The organism is Chryseobacterium carnipullorum, assembly GCF_003815695.1.
Lineage (GTDB): Bacteria > Bacteroidota > Bacteroidia > Flavobacteriales > Weeksellaceae > Chryseobacterium > Chryseobacterium carnipullorum.
On sequence record NZ_CP033920.1, the window covers coordinates 711,754 to 730,323 of the forward strand.

General features: G+C 36.7%; 20 protein-coding genes. 13 read left to right on the forward strand and 7 right to left on the reverse strand.

What is annotated here, in order from left to right:
* Positions 1 to 138: 138 nt before the first annotated feature.
* Positions 139 to 1,476 (reverse strand): dihydroorotase, encoded by a 1,338-nt coding sequence (locus tag EG346_RS03330; protein ID WP_123876985.1) that lies wholly within the window; start codon positions 1,474 to 1,476, stop codon positions 139 to 141.
* Between the two features lie 211 nt (positions 1,477 to 1,687).
* Between EG346_RS03330 and EG346_RS03335 the strand changes: the two genes are divergently transcribed.
* The 8 genes from EG346_RS03335 (at position 1,688) to ribA (ending at position 8,770) form a co-directional block, all read left to right on the forward strand.
* Positions 1,688 to 3,142, forward strand: a complete 1,455-nt coding sequence (locus EG346_RS03335; protein WP_123876986.1) for a lipopolysaccharide biosynthesis protein — start codon at positions 1,688 to 1,690, stop codon at positions 3,140 to 3,142.
* Positions 3,143 to 3,292: 150 nt separating this feature from the next.
* A complete protein-coding gene (locus EG346_RS03340) occupies positions 3,293 to 4,309 on the forward strand; it encodes a sugar phosphate nucleotidyltransferase (RefSeq protein WP_123876987.1) in 1,017 nt (338 codons plus the stop codon).
* A 108-nt stretch (positions 4,310 to 4,417) separates the two neighbouring features.
* Entirely contained in the window at positions 4,418 to 5,263 is an 846-nt protein-coding gene (locus EG346_RS03345) for a lipoprotein insertase outer membrane protein LolB1 (RefSeq protein ID WP_073335493.1), read from the forward strand.
* Entirely contained in the window at positions 5,260 to 6,822 is a 1,563-nt protein-coding gene (locus EG346_RS03350; protein ID WP_123876988.1) for a peptidoglycan DD-metalloendopeptidase family protein, read from the forward strand. Before EG346_RS03345 ends, EG346_RS03350 begins: the two co-directional genes overlap by 4 nt.
* 32 nt (positions 6,823 to 6,854) lie before the next feature.
* Positions 6,855 to 7,073: a Sec-independent protein translocase subunit TatA gene (locus tag EG346_RS03355; protein WP_073335491.1), complete on the forward strand. Its 219-nt coding sequence runs from the start codon at positions 6,855 to 6,857 to the stop codon at positions 7,071 to 7,073.
* Positions 7,074 to 7,090: 17 nt separating this feature from the next.
* Positions 7,091 to 7,705 carry a DUF4254 domain-containing protein gene (locus EG346_RS03360; protein ID WP_073335490.1) on the forward strand — a complete coding sequence of 205 codons (615 nt, stop codon included), beginning with the start codon at positions 7,091 to 7,093 and terminating at the stop codon, positions 7,703 to 7,705.
* A complete protein-coding gene (locus EG346_RS03365; protein ID WP_123876989.1) occupies positions 7,702 to 8,157 on the forward strand; it encodes a hypothetical protein in 456 nt (151 codons plus the stop codon). The genes EG346_RS03360 and EG346_RS03365 overlap by 4 nt, the downstream gene beginning before the upstream one ends.
* A gap of 16 nt (positions 8,158 to 8,173) precedes the next feature.
* Positions 8,174 to 8,770, forward strand: coding sequence for a GTP cyclohydrolase II (ribA, locus tag EG346_RS03370; RefSeq protein WP_123876990.1), 597 nt, complete (start codon positions 8,174 to 8,176; stop codon positions 8,768 to 8,770).
* 60 nt (positions 8,771 to 8,830) lie between these two features.
* On the opposite strand, the gene EG346_RS03375 is transcribed toward ribA, so the two are convergent.
* Together EG346_RS03375 and EG346_RS03380 are read right to left on the reverse strand one after the other, a co-directional pair.
* On the reverse strand, positions 8,831 to 9,232 hold the full coding sequence (locus tag EG346_RS03375; protein WP_123876991.1) for a hypothetical protein: 402 nt from the start codon (positions 9,230 to 9,232) through the stop codon (positions 8,831 to 8,833).
* Positions 9,233 to 9,379: 147 nt separating this feature from the next.
* The gene (locus tag EG346_RS03380; protein WP_123876992.1) at positions 9,380 to 9,916 is read right to left on the reverse strand and encodes a hypothetical protein; all 537 of its coding nucleotides are present in this window, start codon (positions 9,914 to 9,916) and stop codon (positions 9,380 to 9,382) included.
* Positions 9,917 to 10,031: 115 nt separating this feature from the next.
* On the opposite strand from EG346_RS03380, the gene EG346_RS03385 reads away from it, so the two are divergent.
* The 5 genes from EG346_RS03385 (at position 10,032) to EG346_RS03405 (ending at position 15,161) form a co-directional block, all read left to right on the forward strand.
* Positions 10,032 to 11,765: a glycoside hydrolase family 3 protein gene (locus tag EG346_RS03385; protein WP_123876993.1), complete on the forward strand. Its 1,734-nt coding sequence runs from the start codon at positions 10,032 to 10,034 to the stop codon at positions 11,763 to 11,765.
* Between the two features lie 4 nt (positions 11,766 to 11,769).
* Complete coding sequence (gene bshA, locus EG346_RS03390; protein WP_123876994.1) at positions 11,770 to 12,918, forward strand: N-acetyl-alpha-D-glucosaminyl L-malate synthase BshA; 1,149 nt, start codon at positions 11,770 to 11,772, stop codon at positions 12,916 to 12,918.
* Between the two features lie 242 nt (positions 12,919 to 13,160).
* Positions 13,161 to 14,432, forward strand: coding sequence for a DUF2851 family protein (locus EG346_RS03395; RefSeq protein ID WP_123876995.1), 1,272 nt, complete (start codon positions 13,161 to 13,163; stop codon positions 14,430 to 14,432).
* Positions 14,425 to 14,646, forward strand: a complete 222-nt coding sequence (locus EG346_RS03400) for a PspC family transcriptional regulator (protein WP_034725857.1) — start codon at positions 14,425 to 14,427, stop codon at positions 14,644 to 14,646. Before EG346_RS03395 ends, EG346_RS03400 begins: the two co-directional genes overlap by 8 nt.
* 2 nt (positions 14,647 to 14,648) lie before the next feature.
* Entirely contained in the window at positions 14,649 to 15,161 is a 513-nt protein-coding gene (locus tag EG346_RS03405) for a GNAT family N-acetyltransferase (RefSeq protein ID WP_123876996.1), read from the forward strand.
* A 133-nt stretch (positions 15,162 to 15,294) separates the two neighbouring features.
* Here the strand turns inward: EG346_RS03405 and EG346_RS03410 are convergent, their stop codons facing one another.
* The 4 genes from EG346_RS03410 to EG346_RS03425 form a co-directional block, all read right to left on the reverse strand.
* On the reverse strand, positions 15,295 to 16,029 hold the full coding sequence (locus tag EG346_RS03410; protein ID WP_123876997.1) for an SIMPL domain-containing protein: 735 nt from the start codon (positions 16,027 to 16,029) through the stop codon (positions 15,295 to 15,297).
* Between the two features lie 74 nt (positions 16,030 to 16,103).
* Positions 16,104 to 16,919: a carboxypeptidase regulatory-like domain-containing protein gene (locus EG346_RS03415; RefSeq protein WP_123876998.1), complete on the reverse strand. Its 816-nt coding sequence runs from the start codon at positions 16,917 to 16,919 to the stop codon at positions 16,104 to 16,106.
* A 19-nt stretch (positions 16,920 to 16,938) separates the two neighbouring features.
* Positions 16,939 to 17,745, reverse strand: a complete 807-nt coding sequence (locus EG346_RS03420) for a hypothetical protein (RefSeq protein ID WP_123876999.1) — start codon at positions 17,743 to 17,745, stop codon at positions 16,939 to 16,941.
* Between the two features lie 6 nt (positions 17,746 to 17,751).
* The gene (locus tag EG346_RS03425; RefSeq protein ID WP_123877000.1) at positions 17,752 to 18,498 is read right to left on the reverse strand and encodes a carboxypeptidase-like regulatory domain-containing protein; all 747 of its coding nucleotides are present in this window, start codon (positions 18,496 to 18,498) and stop codon (positions 17,752 to 17,754) included.
* Positions 18,499 to 18,570 lie beyond the last annotated feature (72 nt).

Genomic DNA, 18,570 nt, shown 5'->3' on the forward strand with positions numbered 1-18,570 from the left:
AAATTCCCCTCCCATGGAGGGGTGGCAAGAATTCAAAGAATTTTTGACGGGGTGGTTTAACTCCCACAAATCAATATCAATAAAAAAAAGACAAACGTGTAAAACATTTGCTTTTTTTTATTTCGTTTTAGTATTCAATTACTCTCCTACTTCAAAAAGCAGTCTTTCCCCGAATTTTTCATCTGCTATCTTCCCGTTATCATACACAAGATGTCCATTCACAAAAGTATGCGTTACTTTAGAATGTAAATTCATTCCTTCTAAAGGACTCCAGCCACATTTGTACAAAAGATTTTCTTTAGCTACAGTCCAGTCTTCATTTAAGTCCACCAAAACAAGATCTGCCTTATAACCTTCTCTTACAAAACCTCTTTTTTCAACTCTGAAAAGTATCGCAGGATTATGAGACATTTTTTCAACAATTTTTTCCAGAGAAATCTTTCCGGTCTTATAGTTTTCCAGCATGACCACCAAAGAATGCTGAACCAAAGGTGCTCCTGAAGGACATTTTGTATACACGTTCTGCTTTTCATCCCAGGTATGAGGAGCATGATCTGTAGCAATAACATCTATCCTGTCATCCAGCAATGCTTCCCAAAGTCCATCTTTATCTGCCTGTGTTTTTACGGCTGGATTCCATTTAATTAATCCACCTTTGGTGTCATAGTCTTCATTAGTAAATGTAAGATGATGAACACAAACTTCTGCTGTGATTTTTTTATCTTTTAAAGGAATATCATTTCTGAAAAGTTCCATTTCCTTTGCTGTTGAAAGATGAAAGACATGAAGTCTCGCTCCTGTCTTTTTTGCTAACTCAATGGCTTTTGAAGATGATTTGTAGCAGGCTTCCTCACTTCTGATCAGGTGATGGAATTTTACAGGAATATCTTCTCCATATTCATCCATATATTTTTGGGTATTGGCCTTAATCGTAGCTTCATCTTCGCAATGAACGGCGATCAGCATTTTTGTGCTGCCAAAAATATTTTCCAGTGTCTCAGGATTGTCTACCAACATATTTCCGGTAGAAGAACCTAAGAATAATTTTATTCCGGGAACATTTCTTGGATTGGTTTTTAAAACTTCCTCGAGATTGTCATTGGTCCCTCCCATCATAAAACCGTAGTTGGCATAGGCTTTACGGGCTCCAATTTCGTATTTATCTGCCAATAATTCCTGAGTAACTGCATTAGGAACCGTGTTCGGCTGATCGATAAAACTTGTTATTCCACCAGCAATCGCAGCTCTTGATTCACTTTCAACATCTCCTTTATGTGTCAGTCCCGGATCTCTGAAATGAACCTGATCATCTATTACACCTGGCAGAAGATATTTCCCTGAGCCGTCAATGATCTGATCTGCCGCTTCAGAAATATTAGATTCTATTTTAGAGATAAGGTCATTTTCAATTAAAATATCGCTTTCAAAGATATTGCCTTCGTTCACGATTTTCACATTTTTGATTAAGGTCTTCATTTTTACTTGTATAGAAATTAGATTTAAGAGATTAGAAGTTAGGAAAAACTTTGGGTTAAAACCATGAGTGATCAAAAAATGCAACCCTTAATTTCTAACATCTAGCTTCTAACTTCTGTTAAACAACAAAATTAAGGTTTATGAATGAATTTTTTGCCTGCCGATTATAAATCAATTTCTAAATATTTACATTTGCATAAAATTTTCGAGTTTGTATAAGAAGTTATTCGGTCAGACCGCCGTTTATGGGCTTAGTTCAGTATTAGTCCGTATTTTCCCGTTCATCATTGCACCTATCGTGACAAAGGCTTTCGGGCCTGCGGCTTCATCACCCTTTGTAGACTGGTATTCTATCGCCGGGGTGATTACAGTTCTCCTTACCCATGGTATGGAAACCTCTTTTTTCCGGTTTGCTCAGGAAGAAAGTATTGATAAAAAAACATTGATTTCAACATGCTCGGTAAGTATTATCAGCATTGCTCTGATGTATCTTGGCTTAGGATATGTCTTCCGTAATGAACTTGCGGTAGCTTTTGAAACTCCAGACCAAGTTAATTATCTCATCATATTTTTATTCATACTTTCTCTGGATGCTTTTTCTACAATTCCTTCAGCTATATTAAGGCTGCAGGGCAAAGCTTTCAAGTATATGTTTTCCAAAGTAGCCGGATCTGTGGTTTACTTTCTATTGGTTATATTTTTTATCCAGTGGCTGCCAAAACATCCGGAAGGAATCTTCGGTTTGAAATATGATCCCCAATTGGGTGTAGGCTATGTATTTATTGCCAATTTGGTACAGAGTATCATTACATTACTGATTGTTGGAAAAGAATTTTTAAGCTTTAGTATATCCAAATTTGATTTTAAATTATGGAAAAGAATCATGAATTATTCATGGCCGGTAATGATCGCAGGGCTCGCAGGAATCGTCAACCAGACTCTTGACAGACAGTTTCTGAAATATCTTCTTCCGCCTGACGAAGCACGCCACCAAATTGGAGTGTATGGAGCAGTGTATAAAATCGCGACTTTTATTACGGTTTTCCGACAGGCATACCAGCTGGGTATCGAACCCTATTTCTTTTCAAGTTTCAAGAATAAAGATGCCCATAAAACCTACGCCGTACTGATGGATGTCTTTGTGATATGCAGTTGCATTATTTACATGGGGCTAATGGTGAACCTTCAGTGGATCTCGGAAAAATATCTTAGTAATCCACTTTATTATGAAGGTATTGAAATTATCCCGTTTGTGATGCTCGGAGCTTTATTTTTAGGAATCTATCTTAATCTTTCTATTTGGTATAAATTATCTGATCAGACCAGAGTTGGTTTATATATTTCGGTTATAGGTGCATGTATTACCGTTTTCATTAACTTCTTCTTTATCCCGGAATACGGGTATTGGGCAAGTGCTATGGCAGCACTGATTACCTTTATGTCTATGATGGTTATTTCCTATATTTGGGGGCAAAAGCAATATCCAATTCACTATAATACAAGAAAAATTGCGCTCTATCTGGTCTTTACCATTACATTTTCTCTGGTATCTTTTTATTTTTTCAGAACCAATTATATTATAGGAAATCTATTCCTGCTTCTTTTTATTGCCCTTGTAGTTTATAAAGAAAAAACTATTGTTTCCAAAATACTGAAGAAGTCTTAATATGGCCTCTAATTTGATACTAATGAATTCTTTTTAAAAAAAACATCTGTTTATAAAGATGATAAATATTACGATCAGCAATGATTTAAATTATTACCTTTAGCACAATCAAAATAAAAACTAACAAATAAAAACATTGTCATATAGTCTATGAAAATAATTGTTCCTATGGCTGGACGCGGTTCCAGATTACGTCCACATACCCTGACTGTTCCAAAACCTCTTATTCCGATCGCAGGAAAACCTATCGTCCAGAGACTGGTAGAAGATATTGCTAAAGTAGCAGGTGAAGAAATTGAAGAAGTAGCATTTATCATTGGAGATTTTGGACTGGAGATTGAAAAATCTCTACTTCAGATAGCCGAAAAACTGGGAGCAAAAGGCAGCATATACTACCAGACTGATCCGCTGGGAACAGCCCACGCAATTAAATGTGCCGAAGACTCTATGCAGGGAGATGTGGTGATTGCTTTTGCAGACACCCTGTTCCGAGCAGATTTCCAGCTGGATAAAAATTCAGACGGGGTGATCTGGGTAAAAAGTGTAGAAGATCCTTCCGCTTTCGGAGTGGTAAAATTAGACAACTATGGTTTTATTACCGATTTCGTTGAAAAACCTCAAACCTTCGTTTCAGACCTTGCCATCATTGGTATTTATTATTTCAACAGTGCTGAAAAACTGATGGAAGAGATCAACTATATTATGGACAATAATATAAAAAACGGCAACGAATATCAATTAACAACTGCACTGGAAAATCTTAGAGCTAAAGGAGCAAAATTTTCTTTGGGCAAAGTAAATGACTGGATGGATTGCGGAAACAAAAATGCTACCGTAGAAACCAACAGCAAAATTCTTGAATACGAAAGAGAAGAAATGCTTAAGTATCCTGCCTCTGCAGTTATTGAAAATTCATTAATCATACAGCCATGCTTTATCGGTGAAAACGTGATAGTTTCCAATTCAAAAGTAGGTCCGGGCGTTTCACTGGGAAACAATACCATTATTGTTAATTCCAATATTGAACATTCATTGATTCAGGAAAATACAAGAATCAATCACGGAAATCTTTCCAACTCCATGATCGGAAATTCCGCACAGTACTTTGGCGTTTCCAGAGAGATCTCTTTAGGTGACTACTCAGTTTTAGATTTTTTATCTAAATAACTACAGAAATATTTAATACAAAACAAGATACAACCCAACCACACAACATTTTTTGTGTGGTTTGGCTTTAATATTGCAGCGTATTTTTTTTAATTGAAAGATAAATACATGAAAAACTGGATCCCGATACTTCTTATATTTCTTACCCTGTCATCGTGTAAAACGAGAAATGCTGCCAAAAACAATAATGGCAACACACAAGACAGCACAGTCGTAGAACAAGACAACAGAAATCCCAAAGATGCTAATGAACCTGTAAGAGATAAATTTTCCTTTTATGAACACGTAGTAGTTCCACTTAAATTTGATCAGGTTAAAATCAACAGTAAAGTGAATGTAGAAACAGGAAGCTTTATCCCAACCCTTGATGCTACGATCTACATTGAAAATGATAAAAAAGTGTGGATGAATCTTCAGGCATTTTTTATTGGTGTTGCCAAAGGAATTGCTACTCCTGAAGGAATCAAAGGACAGGACAAAACAAGCAAAACCTATATAGATTCAGATTTTGATTATCTGAACAGACTGCTGAATGTCAACTTCATCGATTACAAAGCACTGGAGAAAATATTGATGGGAAGAACTTTTGTGAAGATCAGTGATTCTCAGTTTACCCTGACTCAAAATGCACAGGGTTTTAAGATGGTTTCCAATACCAACCAGAAAATTGTCACCGATGAGAAAACAAGAGAGTATAAAATTGTTCTTAACTATGATACCAATTATGATTTGCTCAGTGTGAATTTAAAGGATGTATTATCTACTGATGAACTTGAAATCTCTTACAGCAACTGGAATGAATACAATGGAATCCGCCTTCCGAAAAATGTTAAAATAATTATAAAAGGCTCAAAATCTAGTCAGATTTTACTGGAAAACACGAAATTTGACTTTTCGAGGATGGAAACAGCTTATTCTGTACCATCCAGTTATAAGAAAATTGAGATTAAATGATTAAAAAATTTAGCTTTTTAATAGGTATTCTACTGTTCGGCCTGCATCAGGGACAGCAGAACAAGGAACAGCTTCAAAAACAGAATGCCGATCTTAAAAAACAAATTGTTCAGATAAATACAGATCTGGCTAAAACCAGAACTGAATCCAAACTTTCAGTCGCCTATCTTACCAACGTCAATAAAAAACTTTCTTTACGAGAAAAGGTATACACCAACACTCAGAAAGAAAAAAGATTTATTGAGGATGAGATCTATCTGCGTCAGCTGGAAATCAACCGCCAGAACAAAGAACTCGCAGTTCTTAGAAAAAATTATGCTGAAGTTTTAGTCAATGCGTATAAAAACAAAGGGGTACAGAATAAAGTAACCTTCATTCTTTCCTCCAAAAATTTGGGGGAAGCTATAAGAAGAGTACAGTATCTGAAGCAATATGCAGACTATCAGGATAAAAAAGCTGCGGAAATCAGTAATGCTGCCGCTCAAATTAAAAAATCAATCGCACAAAAGCAAAGTTCTGCAAGAGAGAAAGAAAGTCTTCTGGTTAACCAGCAAAAAGATCTTGCAACTATTAATGCAGAAAGAGCACAGAAAGAACAGTTATTAGCAGATTTCAAGAAAAATGAATCTAAGCTTACAGCAGAGCTTAAGCAAAAACAGGTTCAGTCTAAAGCTTTGGAGGGACAGATCAGAGCCATTATCGCGGAAGAAATCAGAATAGCAAAAGCGGAGGAAGAAGCAAGAAGAAAAGCAGAAGCTGAAAAAATCCGTATGGCTAAACTCATTGCAGAGAGAGAGAAAGCCAGAATTGAAGCGGAAGCAAAAGCAAGATCTGAAGCATTGGAAAGAGAAAGAAAACTGGCAGAAATCGAAGCTAAAAAAGCAGCTGATTTCGCAGCAAAAAGAGCTGAAGAAGAAAGAAAACGTAATGAAGAAGCAGCAAGAGCTGAAGCCAGCGCAAAAGACGAGGCCCGAAGAGTTGCTGCAAAAAAAGCATCTGACGAAGCTAACATAAAAGCAAAAGAAGCTACTGACAAACTTGTTGCCGCCAGAGCAGCAGAAGCAGCCCTGAATAAGAAAAAAGAAGAAGAGAAAAAAGCTGCTGAAACAAAAGCTATGACCAGCTATGGAGTTACCACTACCACCGGCAGCAGTTTTGCAGACAGCAGAGGAAAACTTGGATATCCTGCAGACAGAGCAGGCCAGGTAACCCATCGATTTGGAAGACAGCCGCATCCGGTTTTCAAAAATATTGTTGAGGAAAATACAGGTATTAAAATTGCTGTACCTTCCGGTACGCGTGCAAAATCTGTATTTCCTGGATCAGTCTCTTCTGTATTGGCCAACAGTGACGGAACAAAAACCGTTATGGTGAAACACGGAAGTTATTTTACCATCTATTCTAACTTAGGAAGCGTAAGTGTATCCAAAGGACAACAGGTTTCTTCAGGTACTCCTGTAGGGACCGTAGCCCAGGATTTTGATGGATCTTATACCCTTGATTTCCAAGTATGGAACGGAAATACACCAGTTGATCCATTAGGATGGATTTCGTATTAAAAAAAGCTTTAACTTTGTAAAAATCTTAAGAGATGAATACACTAACAATATTAGCCTTATCTTGGCAACACATCCTTATCGTAGCGATCCTTTTGGTATTGCTTTTTGGAGGAAAGAAAATTCCGGAACTAATGAGAGGAGTTGGTTCAGGAATCAAAGAATTTAAAGATGCGGTGAAGGAAGAAGACAAACCAGGTTCTGAAAACAAAACCTCTTCTACCAACAACAGTAATAATACACCCAGCAACTAAAAATTTCTTTAGAATTAATGAATTTCACTGAGACTGCATGGAAAGTCTTCAATCAATCTATTGAAGACTATCACGTGTTCGATGACGTTAACGCTCTAATTAATAACCCGTTCGAAAAAGACAGTTTGGAACGGATTTTGTATGCAAAGAACTGGATTGATACCGTTCAATGGCATTTAGAAGATATTATTAGAGATGAAAATATTGATCCGGCTGAAGCTCTTCAATTGAAGAGAACAATTGATGCATCCAACCAGAAAAGAACAGATCTGGTAGAATTTATCGACAGTTGGTTCCTTACAAAGTTTGAAAATATAACTCCTAAACCTGATGCAAAAATCAATACTGAAACGCCCGCTTGGGCAGTAGACAGATTATCAATTCTTGCGTTAAAGGTTTATCATATGTCATTAGAGGCCAATAGAGAATCCGCTTCTGAAGAGCACCGTGCCAACTGCCAGGCAAAACTGGATGTACTGCTGAATCAGAAAGAAGACCTATCAACCTCTATAAATCAGTTGCTTACTGATATTGAATCCGGTAATGTTAAGATGAAAGTATACAAACAAATGAAAATGTATAACGATGATAGTCTTAACCCGATCCTTTATCAAAAGGGGCAACAGAAATGAGAAAACTATTTTTTTTTGGAGTACTACTAATTATAACTTCCTGTGCAACGGAAAAGCTTAATCTTTCGCCGTTGTCCAATAATTTTTATAGCGAGACTAAAGGTTCTGATTCCAACAGAGGGGCGAAGAAAAGCTTTGATATCAATATCAAAGAAAATGTAAATGCTTCTGAAATTTCAAATCTGATTTCTACTTTTCCAAAGTTCAAGAACAACAGTTTGAATGACGAAATAACAAGCTTGAAATATAGCCTTCAGAATTATTTATATGCCATTGATGCCAACAACTTGGCGGGAAAAAACAGAGCCGTTAAAAGCTTCGAAAAATCATATAAGAAAATTCAAAAACTCAGACAGCAACTCGAAAAAGATGATGATGAAGTTTTAAACAGATATCTGGTACGTCTAAAAACCAATATTTCTGTCATCGAAGATTCTTTAAAAGGAAATTAAAAACGAACCATTATTAATGATTAAAATTCAGGCAGAAGCCAATGTTCCTACAGAACACGGCTCTTTCCGAATGATCGCTTTCTCCGAAAACGAAAACGACTGGATGCCGCATATGGCCATCGTAGCAGAAAATACAGATTTCTCAAAACCGGTGAACGTACGTTTCCATTCAGAATGCATTACCGGAGAAGTTTTCCATTCAAAAAAATGTGAATGTGGCCAGCAATTGGATGCCGCAATGAAATATACTCAGGAACACGGAGGCATTATTGTTTATCTTCGTCAGGAAGGTAGAAATATAGGAATCATCAATAAACTGAAAGCTTATTCATTACAGGAAAAAGGTCTTGATACCGTACAGGCAAATCTTGAACTCGGACTTCCTGCTGATGACAGAAAATTCGGTGTTGCTATTGATATTCTGAACCTGTTGGATGTAAAAGATATTAATCTTCTTACGAATAATCCTGAAAAGGTAAAATACGTTATAGAAAGCAATATTCACCTCAACTCAAGGATTCCTTTACAGATTCCTGCCAATGAGATGAGTAAGGGATATTTAAAGACAAAAAAAGATTTCTTTGGTCATTTATTAGATGATAATGACAATTAGATAAAACATAAAAGCTCCGGAAGAAATTCTGGAGCTTTTTATCTTACTATTAATGTCTGGTTATAAAGGAGTAGGCAGCTTTTTCACGGACCAGCTTCCACTCCAGTACTTCTGTTTCCATGTACCGGACTTGGTTTCCAGACTTCCGGTTAGAACAAAACCTTTTGGAGAGGTAGAAGGACTTATAGCAGCACTTCCTACACTTTGAAGGTTAGCGTAATATACTTCCTCCACATTAGAATCGACAATCCTTGTCACCTCAATACTTCCGTTTTTAGAAACATTCAGAATTAAAGTTCCACTTATTTCTCCTGTGTAGGTACCTGTCCATTTTCCCATGTAAGGAGAGACGTAGTTTTCCTGCTCTCTTTTACGATCAAGATTGTCTTCGATCTCACTGCATGAAGATAAAAAAAGCAAGGGAGTGATGATTAACAATTTTAAATAATGGCTTTTTATCATGGCTCTATAATGAATTACTATTAGTATTTTTCTAAGCTTCTAAATTAACTCTTTTATCATATTCTGACGAAAATAAATTCAAAAGCTCCGGGATTTCTCCCGGAGCTTTTTTTAATTATAAAAAACTGAAAAGATATTCTTAATTATTTACTTTAATACCTGTACTTTAGATTCATCAAGATTGTAATATTTAACTACTGCATTATAATCACTTGTATCTACACTTGCTTTTTTATTGCTACCTCCAACACCTGTAGTATTAGCAGGAACAAGTACGATTCTAAATGTTTGGTTATTTAAGTAACTTGTAATTTCGCCAGATGTAAGATCTGATGCTAAATTAAAATTCTCATCATCAATTCTGATCTCCACATTTTGAGAATTGAAAAGAAAATTATAATCAAAAACTCTGTTGGTCGGTTTACCACTTACGTCCGGCAAATAAACAGATTTGGGGATCTGCTGCCAGGCATTGCCTCCAACCAACCTGTATACTAATACAACATATGTACTTGGTATACCAAGCCCTTGAGAAATAGTATAGTTACCAGAATTTGAAAAGGTACCTGTAATATCTTTCATTTGAGCAATTGTATCATAATCTACTGTATCATCATTATTATCACAACTGTAAGCGGTAAAACCTACAGCTCCCAGAAATAAAAATAGAAGAATTTTTTTCATTTTTAGAAATGTTTAGTTATTATTTATAAAGCGTATTCAAATCATATACCAAAAGTTGCAAAAACTTTGTTTTCATCATTTTTTTAATTGTATTTTTGTTCTTATTCAAAAGATCATGAAGAAATTGCTATATACTTCCCTCTTTATTTTTTCATTAATAAGCTTTACAGCCAAAGCTCAATACCAGCCTAAAAACATTTCCAGAGAAGATTTGAAAAAGGCGCATCACTGGGTAGATAAAACCTACAGATCACTTTCTCAGGATGAAAAACTAGGTCAGTTGTTTATTGTGGCGCTTTACACAAATAAAGGTGAAGATTATATTAATCAGATCAGAAATATTGTTCTTAAAGATAAAATCGGAGGACTGATTTTAATGCAGGACGATGCAGCCAGAGAAATTAATCTGGTTAATGAGTTCCAGCAGAAGTCAAAAGTTCCGATGTTGATCGGGATGGACGCAGAATGGGGACTGTTTCAAAGAATTGCTACAGCGCATAAATTCCCCTGGGCAATGACTCTTGGTGCTATACAGGATAAGAATCTTATTTATCAGATGTCTGCGAAAATTGCCGAAGATTGCCACAGGATGGGAATTAACTGGGATTTCGCACCGGTTGTTGACGTCAATACCAACCCCAACAATCCAATCATCGGAAACAGAAGTTTTGGTTCTGAAGTGGATAATGTGATCAGTTCCGCTCTGTCCTATTCTAACGGACTTCAGGACAACACAATTCTTGCTGCTATCAAACATTTCCCAGGACATGGTGATACAAGTACAGACTCACATCTGGATCTGCCCGTCGTTTCCCATAGTTTAGAAAGACTAAATACGGTTGAGCTAGCTCCATTTAAAGCTTTAATGGATAAAGGAATCGGTGGTGTTATGGTTGCCCATCTTTATGTACCCAGTCTGGAATCCGGAAAAGGAATTCCCGCATCAGTTTCTAAAAATATTGTTACAGGTGTACTAAAAGATCAATTAGGATATAAAGGCTTGATTATCACTGATGCTTTAAACATGGGAGCTGTAGCCAATAAATATAAACCGGGTGAACTGGATGCCCTTGCATTTAAAGCAGGAAATGATATCATGCTTTTCTCTCAAGGTGTTTCGGAAGGAAAAAAATTAATACAGAAAGGCATTGAAAATGGGGAAATTTCTCAATCAAGAGTTGAAGAAAGTGTAAAGAAAATTTTATTGACCAAATACTACCTTGGTCTTGATCAATACAGCCCGAAAAATCCTGAAAATATTAATCGTGATATTAATAATGATTCACACAAAATATTGGTGCAGAATCTATATGCCAATGCTCTGACTTTACTGAAAGATGAAAAAAATCTGCTTCCTATTACTGGAAAACAGGTCTATTATGTTCCCCTGGAAGAAGCTCCTTATCAGACTTTCGCCAACCAATTGGGATCTGATGTTATCATCAAAAAAGCAAACGAGATCAATACAATCCCTTCAGGCTCAACCGTCATTGCAGGAGTTCATAAAGATAATTCAACGGCCTACAAACCTTATAAAATTTCGGCAGAATCTAAGAAAATCATTGCTGATCTTACCAAAAACCAAAACGTAATTTTAAATATTTTCGGGAGTGCTTATGCATTGAAAGACATTGATATTTCAAAAATATCCACGGTTCTTGTATCTTATGAAAATAATGATGACTCAATGACCGCTACCGCTGATGCACTGAACGGAAAGACAAAAATAGGGGGCAGACTGCCCGTCCTGGTCAATGACCAGCTGAAAGCAGGAATGGGAATGGATAAAGTTCCGGCTTCTGCTTCCCATGTGAACACAACAGTTTTTACAACATCAAAACAACAATAATCTAATGAAAATAGGCATACTTTGCTATCCAACATACGGAGGAAGCGGAATCGTAGCAACAGAGCTGGGAATGTCTCTGGCCAACAAAGGCTATGAGGTTCATTTTATAAGTTCTGCACTCCCTGCAAGACTGGACATCACCAATCCGAATATTTTCTTTCACAGAGTCAATGTACAGACCTATCCGCTTTTCCAGTATCAGCCTTATGATATTGCATTAAGCTCTATGATCTATCGTGTGGTGAACCTTTACAAGCTCGATTTGCTACACGCTCATTACGCCATCCCATATGCATACGCCGCGTTTACCGCTAAACAAATGCTGAAGGAGGATAATAATGACGTCCCATTGGTAACAACCCTTCACGGAACGGATATTACCCTTGTGGGGCAGCATCCAAGTTACAAACATGCTGTAGAATTTTCAATCAACCAGTCTGATGCGATCACCTCAGTTTCTGAAAGTTTGAAAAAAGATACCCTTCAGTTTTTCAATATTAAAAAGGAAATCCAGGTGATTACCAATTTTATTGATAATTCTGAATTTGATGACTGCTCGGAATGCCAGAGAACACAGTTTGCTAATCCGGACGAGAAAATTCTGATCCACGTATCCAATCTTCGTCCTGTAAAACGTGTCAATGAAGTGCTGCAGATCTTTAAAAGTGTAGAGAAAAAAGTAAAATCGAAACTGATTATCATCGGTGAAGGACCAGATATGGAAAAGGTGAATCAGTTTCTGGAAGAAAATCCGGAACTTATCTCCAAGATCCGTCTGCTAGGAAAAGTGAATGATCTGTATAAAATCTTACAGCTTTCTGATGTGTTTTTACTTCCTTCCGAACAGGAAAGTTTCGGTCTTGCAGCTCTGGAAGCTATGGCGGCTTACACTCCTGTGATCAGCTCCAATGCCGGTGGAATTCCTGAGGTAAATATTCAGGGAGAAACAGGATTCTTGGCTGAGATCGGAAATGTAGAAGCAATGAGTAACTATACGATTAAACTATTGAGCAATGAAGAACTTTTAGCTACGATGAAAAAGAACGCGAAAGAACAGGCTATCAAATTCGACTTAAAAAACATTCTTCCTATCTACGAAGAAATGTACAGAACAACGATAGAAAATTTTAATAAGCAGCTGACAAAAGCTTAACGAATATTCTTCAGCAAATCTACTTTGCCGGAGAACATAGTTATTTTAATGCCTTCCACATATTGCTGGAGGGCATTTTATATTTTTAGTCAAAACAACTACAAAAGTGAAAGAACAGAACGTAAATTTCTATTGTATAAACTATGTTTCTATGTATATAAAATTGTTTAGTACGGAGCTGGAAAATCTACTGATGAAGCTGATGAAAGTATAAAATTTCTATTATATTTATCATTACACTTATGACAGAAAAATTGCTTCAATATCTTTGGAACTACAAAGTTTTCAAACATTTTGACTTCAGGGATATTGAAGGCAACGCTATTGAAATCCTTAACTTCGGAAAATGGAATACGAACGCAGGACCTGATTTTCTTGAGGCAAAAATTAAAACTAAAGGTCTTGTCATTGCCGGAAATATTGAACTGCACATTCGTACCTCCGACTGGATTTTCCATAACCATTCCCAGGATCCCAATTATCAAAACATCATTCTGCATGTCGTCTATCAAAATGATGCAGACATCGATGTTCTCAACCATAAAAATGTTCCTACTCTGGAGTTGAGAGATCATATTGACCAAAATATCCTGTGGAAATATGAAAAATTAATCAACGGAACGCAATTCATTGCCTGTGAAAATATTTTTTCGCCTGATACCATACCCGTTAATTTTCATGAATCTAATGTCATTAAGAAACTGGATGAAAAGTCTCAGGAATTCGAAAAAAGCCTAGAACTCTACAAGAATGATTTTGAGGCCGTTCTTTTTCACAGTCTCGCCTACTCTTTCGGATTAAAAGTCAATGCACAGATCTTCCGGCTTATTGCAGAATCTGTAGATTTCAGAGTCATCAACAGAATCCGTCAGAATGAATCACAGCTGGAAGCACTTCTTTTTGGTATTTCTGGATGGCTGGAAAACCCGAAAGACAGTCAAATGGTGGTCTGGAAAAGAGAATTTGATTTTTTAAGAAAAAAGTTCAGCATTCCGGATCTGAAATTCCGTCCAAAGTTTCTGAGACTTCGTCCTCCTAACTTCCCTACGGTTCGTCTATCCCAGCTGGCGGATCTTTATTTCAGACATCAGAATTTATTTTCAAAAATGATTAAAGCTGATAATATAGAAGAATTGTATGAAGTTTTTGCCCCTGTTAAAGCCTCGGATTATTGGGATTTTCACTTTAATTTCGGAACTGTTTCAAAATTTCAGCCTAAGACATTAAGTAAGGATTTTATTGAACTGGTCATTCTGAATACAGTTCTTCCTCTGAAGTATACTTACCACAGATATCAAAGTGAGGAAATCACAGGTGAGATTCTGGAATTTTACAGAAATGCTGCTTCTGAAAAAAATGCTATTATTTACGGTTGGAAAAAAATGGGTTTAAACGTAAAAAATGCATTGGAAAGTCAGAGCCTGATTTATCACTACAAAACCTCGTGTGAAGAAAAAAATTGCTTAAATTGCGGTATTGGATTTAAACTTTTAAAAGAATCTTCAAATGTTTGATAATATCCGCCACAAAATGGAAAGAGAATGGTTCGGTGTTCTTACGAGAACAGGAGCTAAACTGGGGATCCCTGTATCTAAATTAAGGATCTTCTTTATCTATTCTACTTTTGCAACAGCCGGTTTCTTCTTTTTAATCTATCTGGGCCTCGCCTTCACGCTCTGGATCAAAGATATTTTCATTACAAGAAGACCCAGTGTTTTTGATTTATAATTATGGAATTTTTACCGATTAATTCTGCCGAAGACTTTAGAGTACAGCAAATCTATAAGTCTTATTCCAGCACTTTCCCCGCAGATGAGCAACGGGACTGGAATCAATTTACCGCACTATTTTCAAACCCTCATGTGAAGGTTATATCCGTATTACATGAATCTCAGACCATTGGCTACCTGATCATCTGGGAGTTGAGTTCTTATGTTTTTGTAGAGCATTTTGAAGTTTTTGAAGCATTCAGAAGCCAGAAACTTGGATCACATATTACACGATATCTGTTTGAGAATTATCCGAGAATTATTCTGGAAATAGAACCTGATCATTTGGGCGATGATGCCAAAAGACGTTATTCTTTCTATCTGAAAAACGGATTCACGCTGATTGACGAAATATATGTTCAGCCAAGTTATGGTGAAGGAAAAAAATCTTTAGATCTGTGGCTGCTGGCCAATTATACTCCTGAAGATCTCAAGAGTGTCAAAGAAGAAATTTATGATATTGTGTATCATTAAAATATAGAAACCGCCGGAAGATTTCCCGCGGTTTATTTTTTTGATCTGCCAATCTCAAACAAGCGATTTGCTTATCTTTAATCTTTGGGAGAATATGATTTCTACTGATTTCACAGACTTCAAAGATTAGTTTTTAATTGACTTCATATTCCAGTTTTATGGTAATATTGGCTTCTTTTTCTTTGGAAGAAGTATTGAATGTTCCACCATAAGAATAGTCTTCATTGGAATTAGGTTCCGTAATCTGAATGACTCCCATGGTCGCTTTTTTGAGACTTCCCAGGCTGCTTCCTGAATTTTCTGCAATTTTCTCAGCGCGTTCTTTGGCATCTTTTGTTGCTCCTGCAATCATTTCCTGTTTTACCGTGGCCAATTTGGTATAAAAATAAGAAGGTGCTGAAGAAGTGAACTCAATACCTCGGTTGATAATTTCGGTAATATTTCTGGAAAGGTTTTCGATCTTTACCACTTCCTTACTTTCAATAGAAACCTTTTGGGTAAGATTGTACCCGGAAAATTCGCCCTGAACATAATTCCCGTTAGAATCGTTATAGCTTCTGAACTGCTTTTGGATATCTACGGAAGAAAACACAATCTCAGTCTGTTTGATTCCTTTTGAAACCAGATAGTCGTTAATCACCTTCCGGTCTATAGCCAGCTCATCATAAGCTGCTTTCAAATCAGAGTTATTTTTGGAAAAGCTTCCGGACCAGGTGATCAGATCGGAAGTAAACTGTTTGGTGCCCAATCCGGTTACGGAAATCGTATTTTCAGATTTATTTCTGTTTTTAATGGCATTCCCTAAAAAGCCAAGCCCAAGGACAAATCCAAGAGCTCCGACTGCTACTGCAATAATATTTTTATTCATAAAAAATGTGATCTGATTGATTCTGTACTAGCAATACATCAATTTCTATTCCGATTTTTAAGAATTCTTTAACATTATTGCTTCTTTTTCTGCTGTTTTAATCTTTCGAGATAAACAGGCATTGTTTCTTCCATTCTGAGTAAGACTCCGGAAAGATTTTTTGCCTTCACGTAGGTTCTTACCTGAGGCTTAACCTCAAAAGAATATTGTATAAATTCTGAGATGCGCTCTTCCGGGATTCCTGCACTGGTAAAGTATTCATTATCGACTCTGTTTCTCACCCACAGAATATGCTCCTGGAGATCATCATACCTGTATTGCCGTTTCTGACGCCTCGCTTTTCCACTGATCAGATCATAGGCACCCTGCACATCCAGTGAGCCTAAAAGTATAGGCAGAAGGACTTTTTTCACTTCAGCAGGTTTTTCCCTCATTTTCCCAACAGGTTGTGGCAGTCCTACAGCCTGTTCTACAATTTCGCCTTTATCCACTTTTGCAGCCAGCCTTGAATCGGTTCCCAGATCACCTGTCGGTTTTTTAACAATTTTTACTTCTCCAACGTCTGTGGGTATTGGAATTAAGGTGACCAACAGTTGAGAATTGAATCCGCCAGCAGGAACTTTTGCAGAAACTCTTCTGAAATCTGCTTTTACAAATCTCAGCTCATCATTGGGAGCTGCCTGAATGGAAAACATCCCCATGAAATCGGAAGAAACTTTCTGATCGGTAGACATATTGATGATCATGACAGCACTTAAATTTTCACCGCTTTCATCTACGATACGGCCCGTTACAGTTTGCTGCGATAAGACGGTATTGAACATAAAAATAAGAAGAAATGAAATTTTCTTCCAATGAGCAATACTACTATTTTCGCATATAAAATTCATTTCTATTCTTCATTACCAATTAAAGATTATCCAACTTACGGGTTTTCTTGTACTCTGCGAAAGCTACTCTTAATTCATATTCCACCACATCGATCTTAAAGTTTTTTCTGTATTTTTTCGCCATCATACGGGTATCATTGGCATAGAGAAGAAACTGGTCTATGCGCTCCTCATCCATTCCATACTTTTTAAGGAACGTTAAATCCGCTTCCTGCTTGACTCTTTTAATAAAATCCTGTGTTTCTGTAAAATTGGCTTTGGTGATTTTAAGTTCTGTCGCTTTTTTGAACAGACCAACAGCAGCATCCAAAACACCTAAAAGATTGACCTGACCTGCGCCATAATCCTGTTTAAAAGTTTTTGAAACCGTATTATCAGGTAAAGCCTCATTTAATGGGCTTTTCATATACTCATCCAGTTCTGATCTTAAAGAAACGATCTTTCGGGATTCATTAAGATGTTTGTTGTCCTTCTCCAGATTTCCGGTAGGCTTATAAGCTATTTTTACTTCAGGAATCTCTATTTCTCTTTTTTCAAGAGTGATCATTAAATGAGAATTGAAGTCTTCTTTAATCATTTTCTTGTCAAAACGGTAATACCCTTCCTTTACAAATCTGATTTCATCATTTTCCGACGCTTCTATAATAAACCGTCCTGAAGCATCGCTCAGCGTACTCTTTTGGTTGGAAACATTAATGACTAAAACCGGATTGATATCGGACTTACCGTTATCCGTAACAATTCCGGTTACCTGCTGCTGGGAAAAAAATTCTGCAGATACAAAAAACGGAATGGTATAAAGACTTTGTTTAATATACGTTTTCATTTGCGTTTATCTTTGAGTTTTTGGAGCGCGGTAAGAAGAAATTCTCGTTAGTACAAACCTTTGAAACCTGTTCAGATCAGCATCACTGCAAAAGCCGTATTTCAGAATTTTTTGTCTCTCAAAACCTCCTGCAAGAACATAGTTGATAAAATGTTCGATCTGAGGTTTTTCGATTTTTAAATTTGTAAAATAATCATCACCAAGTGCTGCATGCAGATAACTGATGAGATCAATATCGTCCCATTTATTTTTCACTTTCCCGATAAAAAAGCCTTGTCCTTTTGGCTGTACAAATTCTCCGGGTTTTGCCGCAAGAATCCTTGGATCTGATTTCTGAGCAATATATCTGTCCATATCTTTGATCAGCTTATCCACTTTTTTAGGTCGGTTAAGATTTTTTGTATCAATTTTCAGATCACCGGTAAGTCCCTGCTTGATTTCCACTTCAGGAATTAATATGGTCGCTCTTGCCAAAGTAATATTAAGGGGAGATTCTATATTTTCTTTGGAAACCTTTCTGACAATCCTTTCGTATCCCGCTTTTACAAACCTGAGCTCATCTCCTGCCCTTCCGGAAACCATAAAGTGTCCGTCGCGGTTGGTCACTCCTCTTTCATCCGTTCTGATATTAATTACCGTTACCTCTTGGATTTCTGCATTGTCTTCAGAAATTACTTTTCCGAAAATATAATTCTGAGCATGGAGATGAATGAAAAAAAAGGAAGTTAAAAAAAAGAGTAGTTTAAGTTTCACGGACAGTTTTTTATGAAGCAAATCTAAAATTATTTTTAAAGTAAATGATAAGTTTAACCACAGTTAACGCGT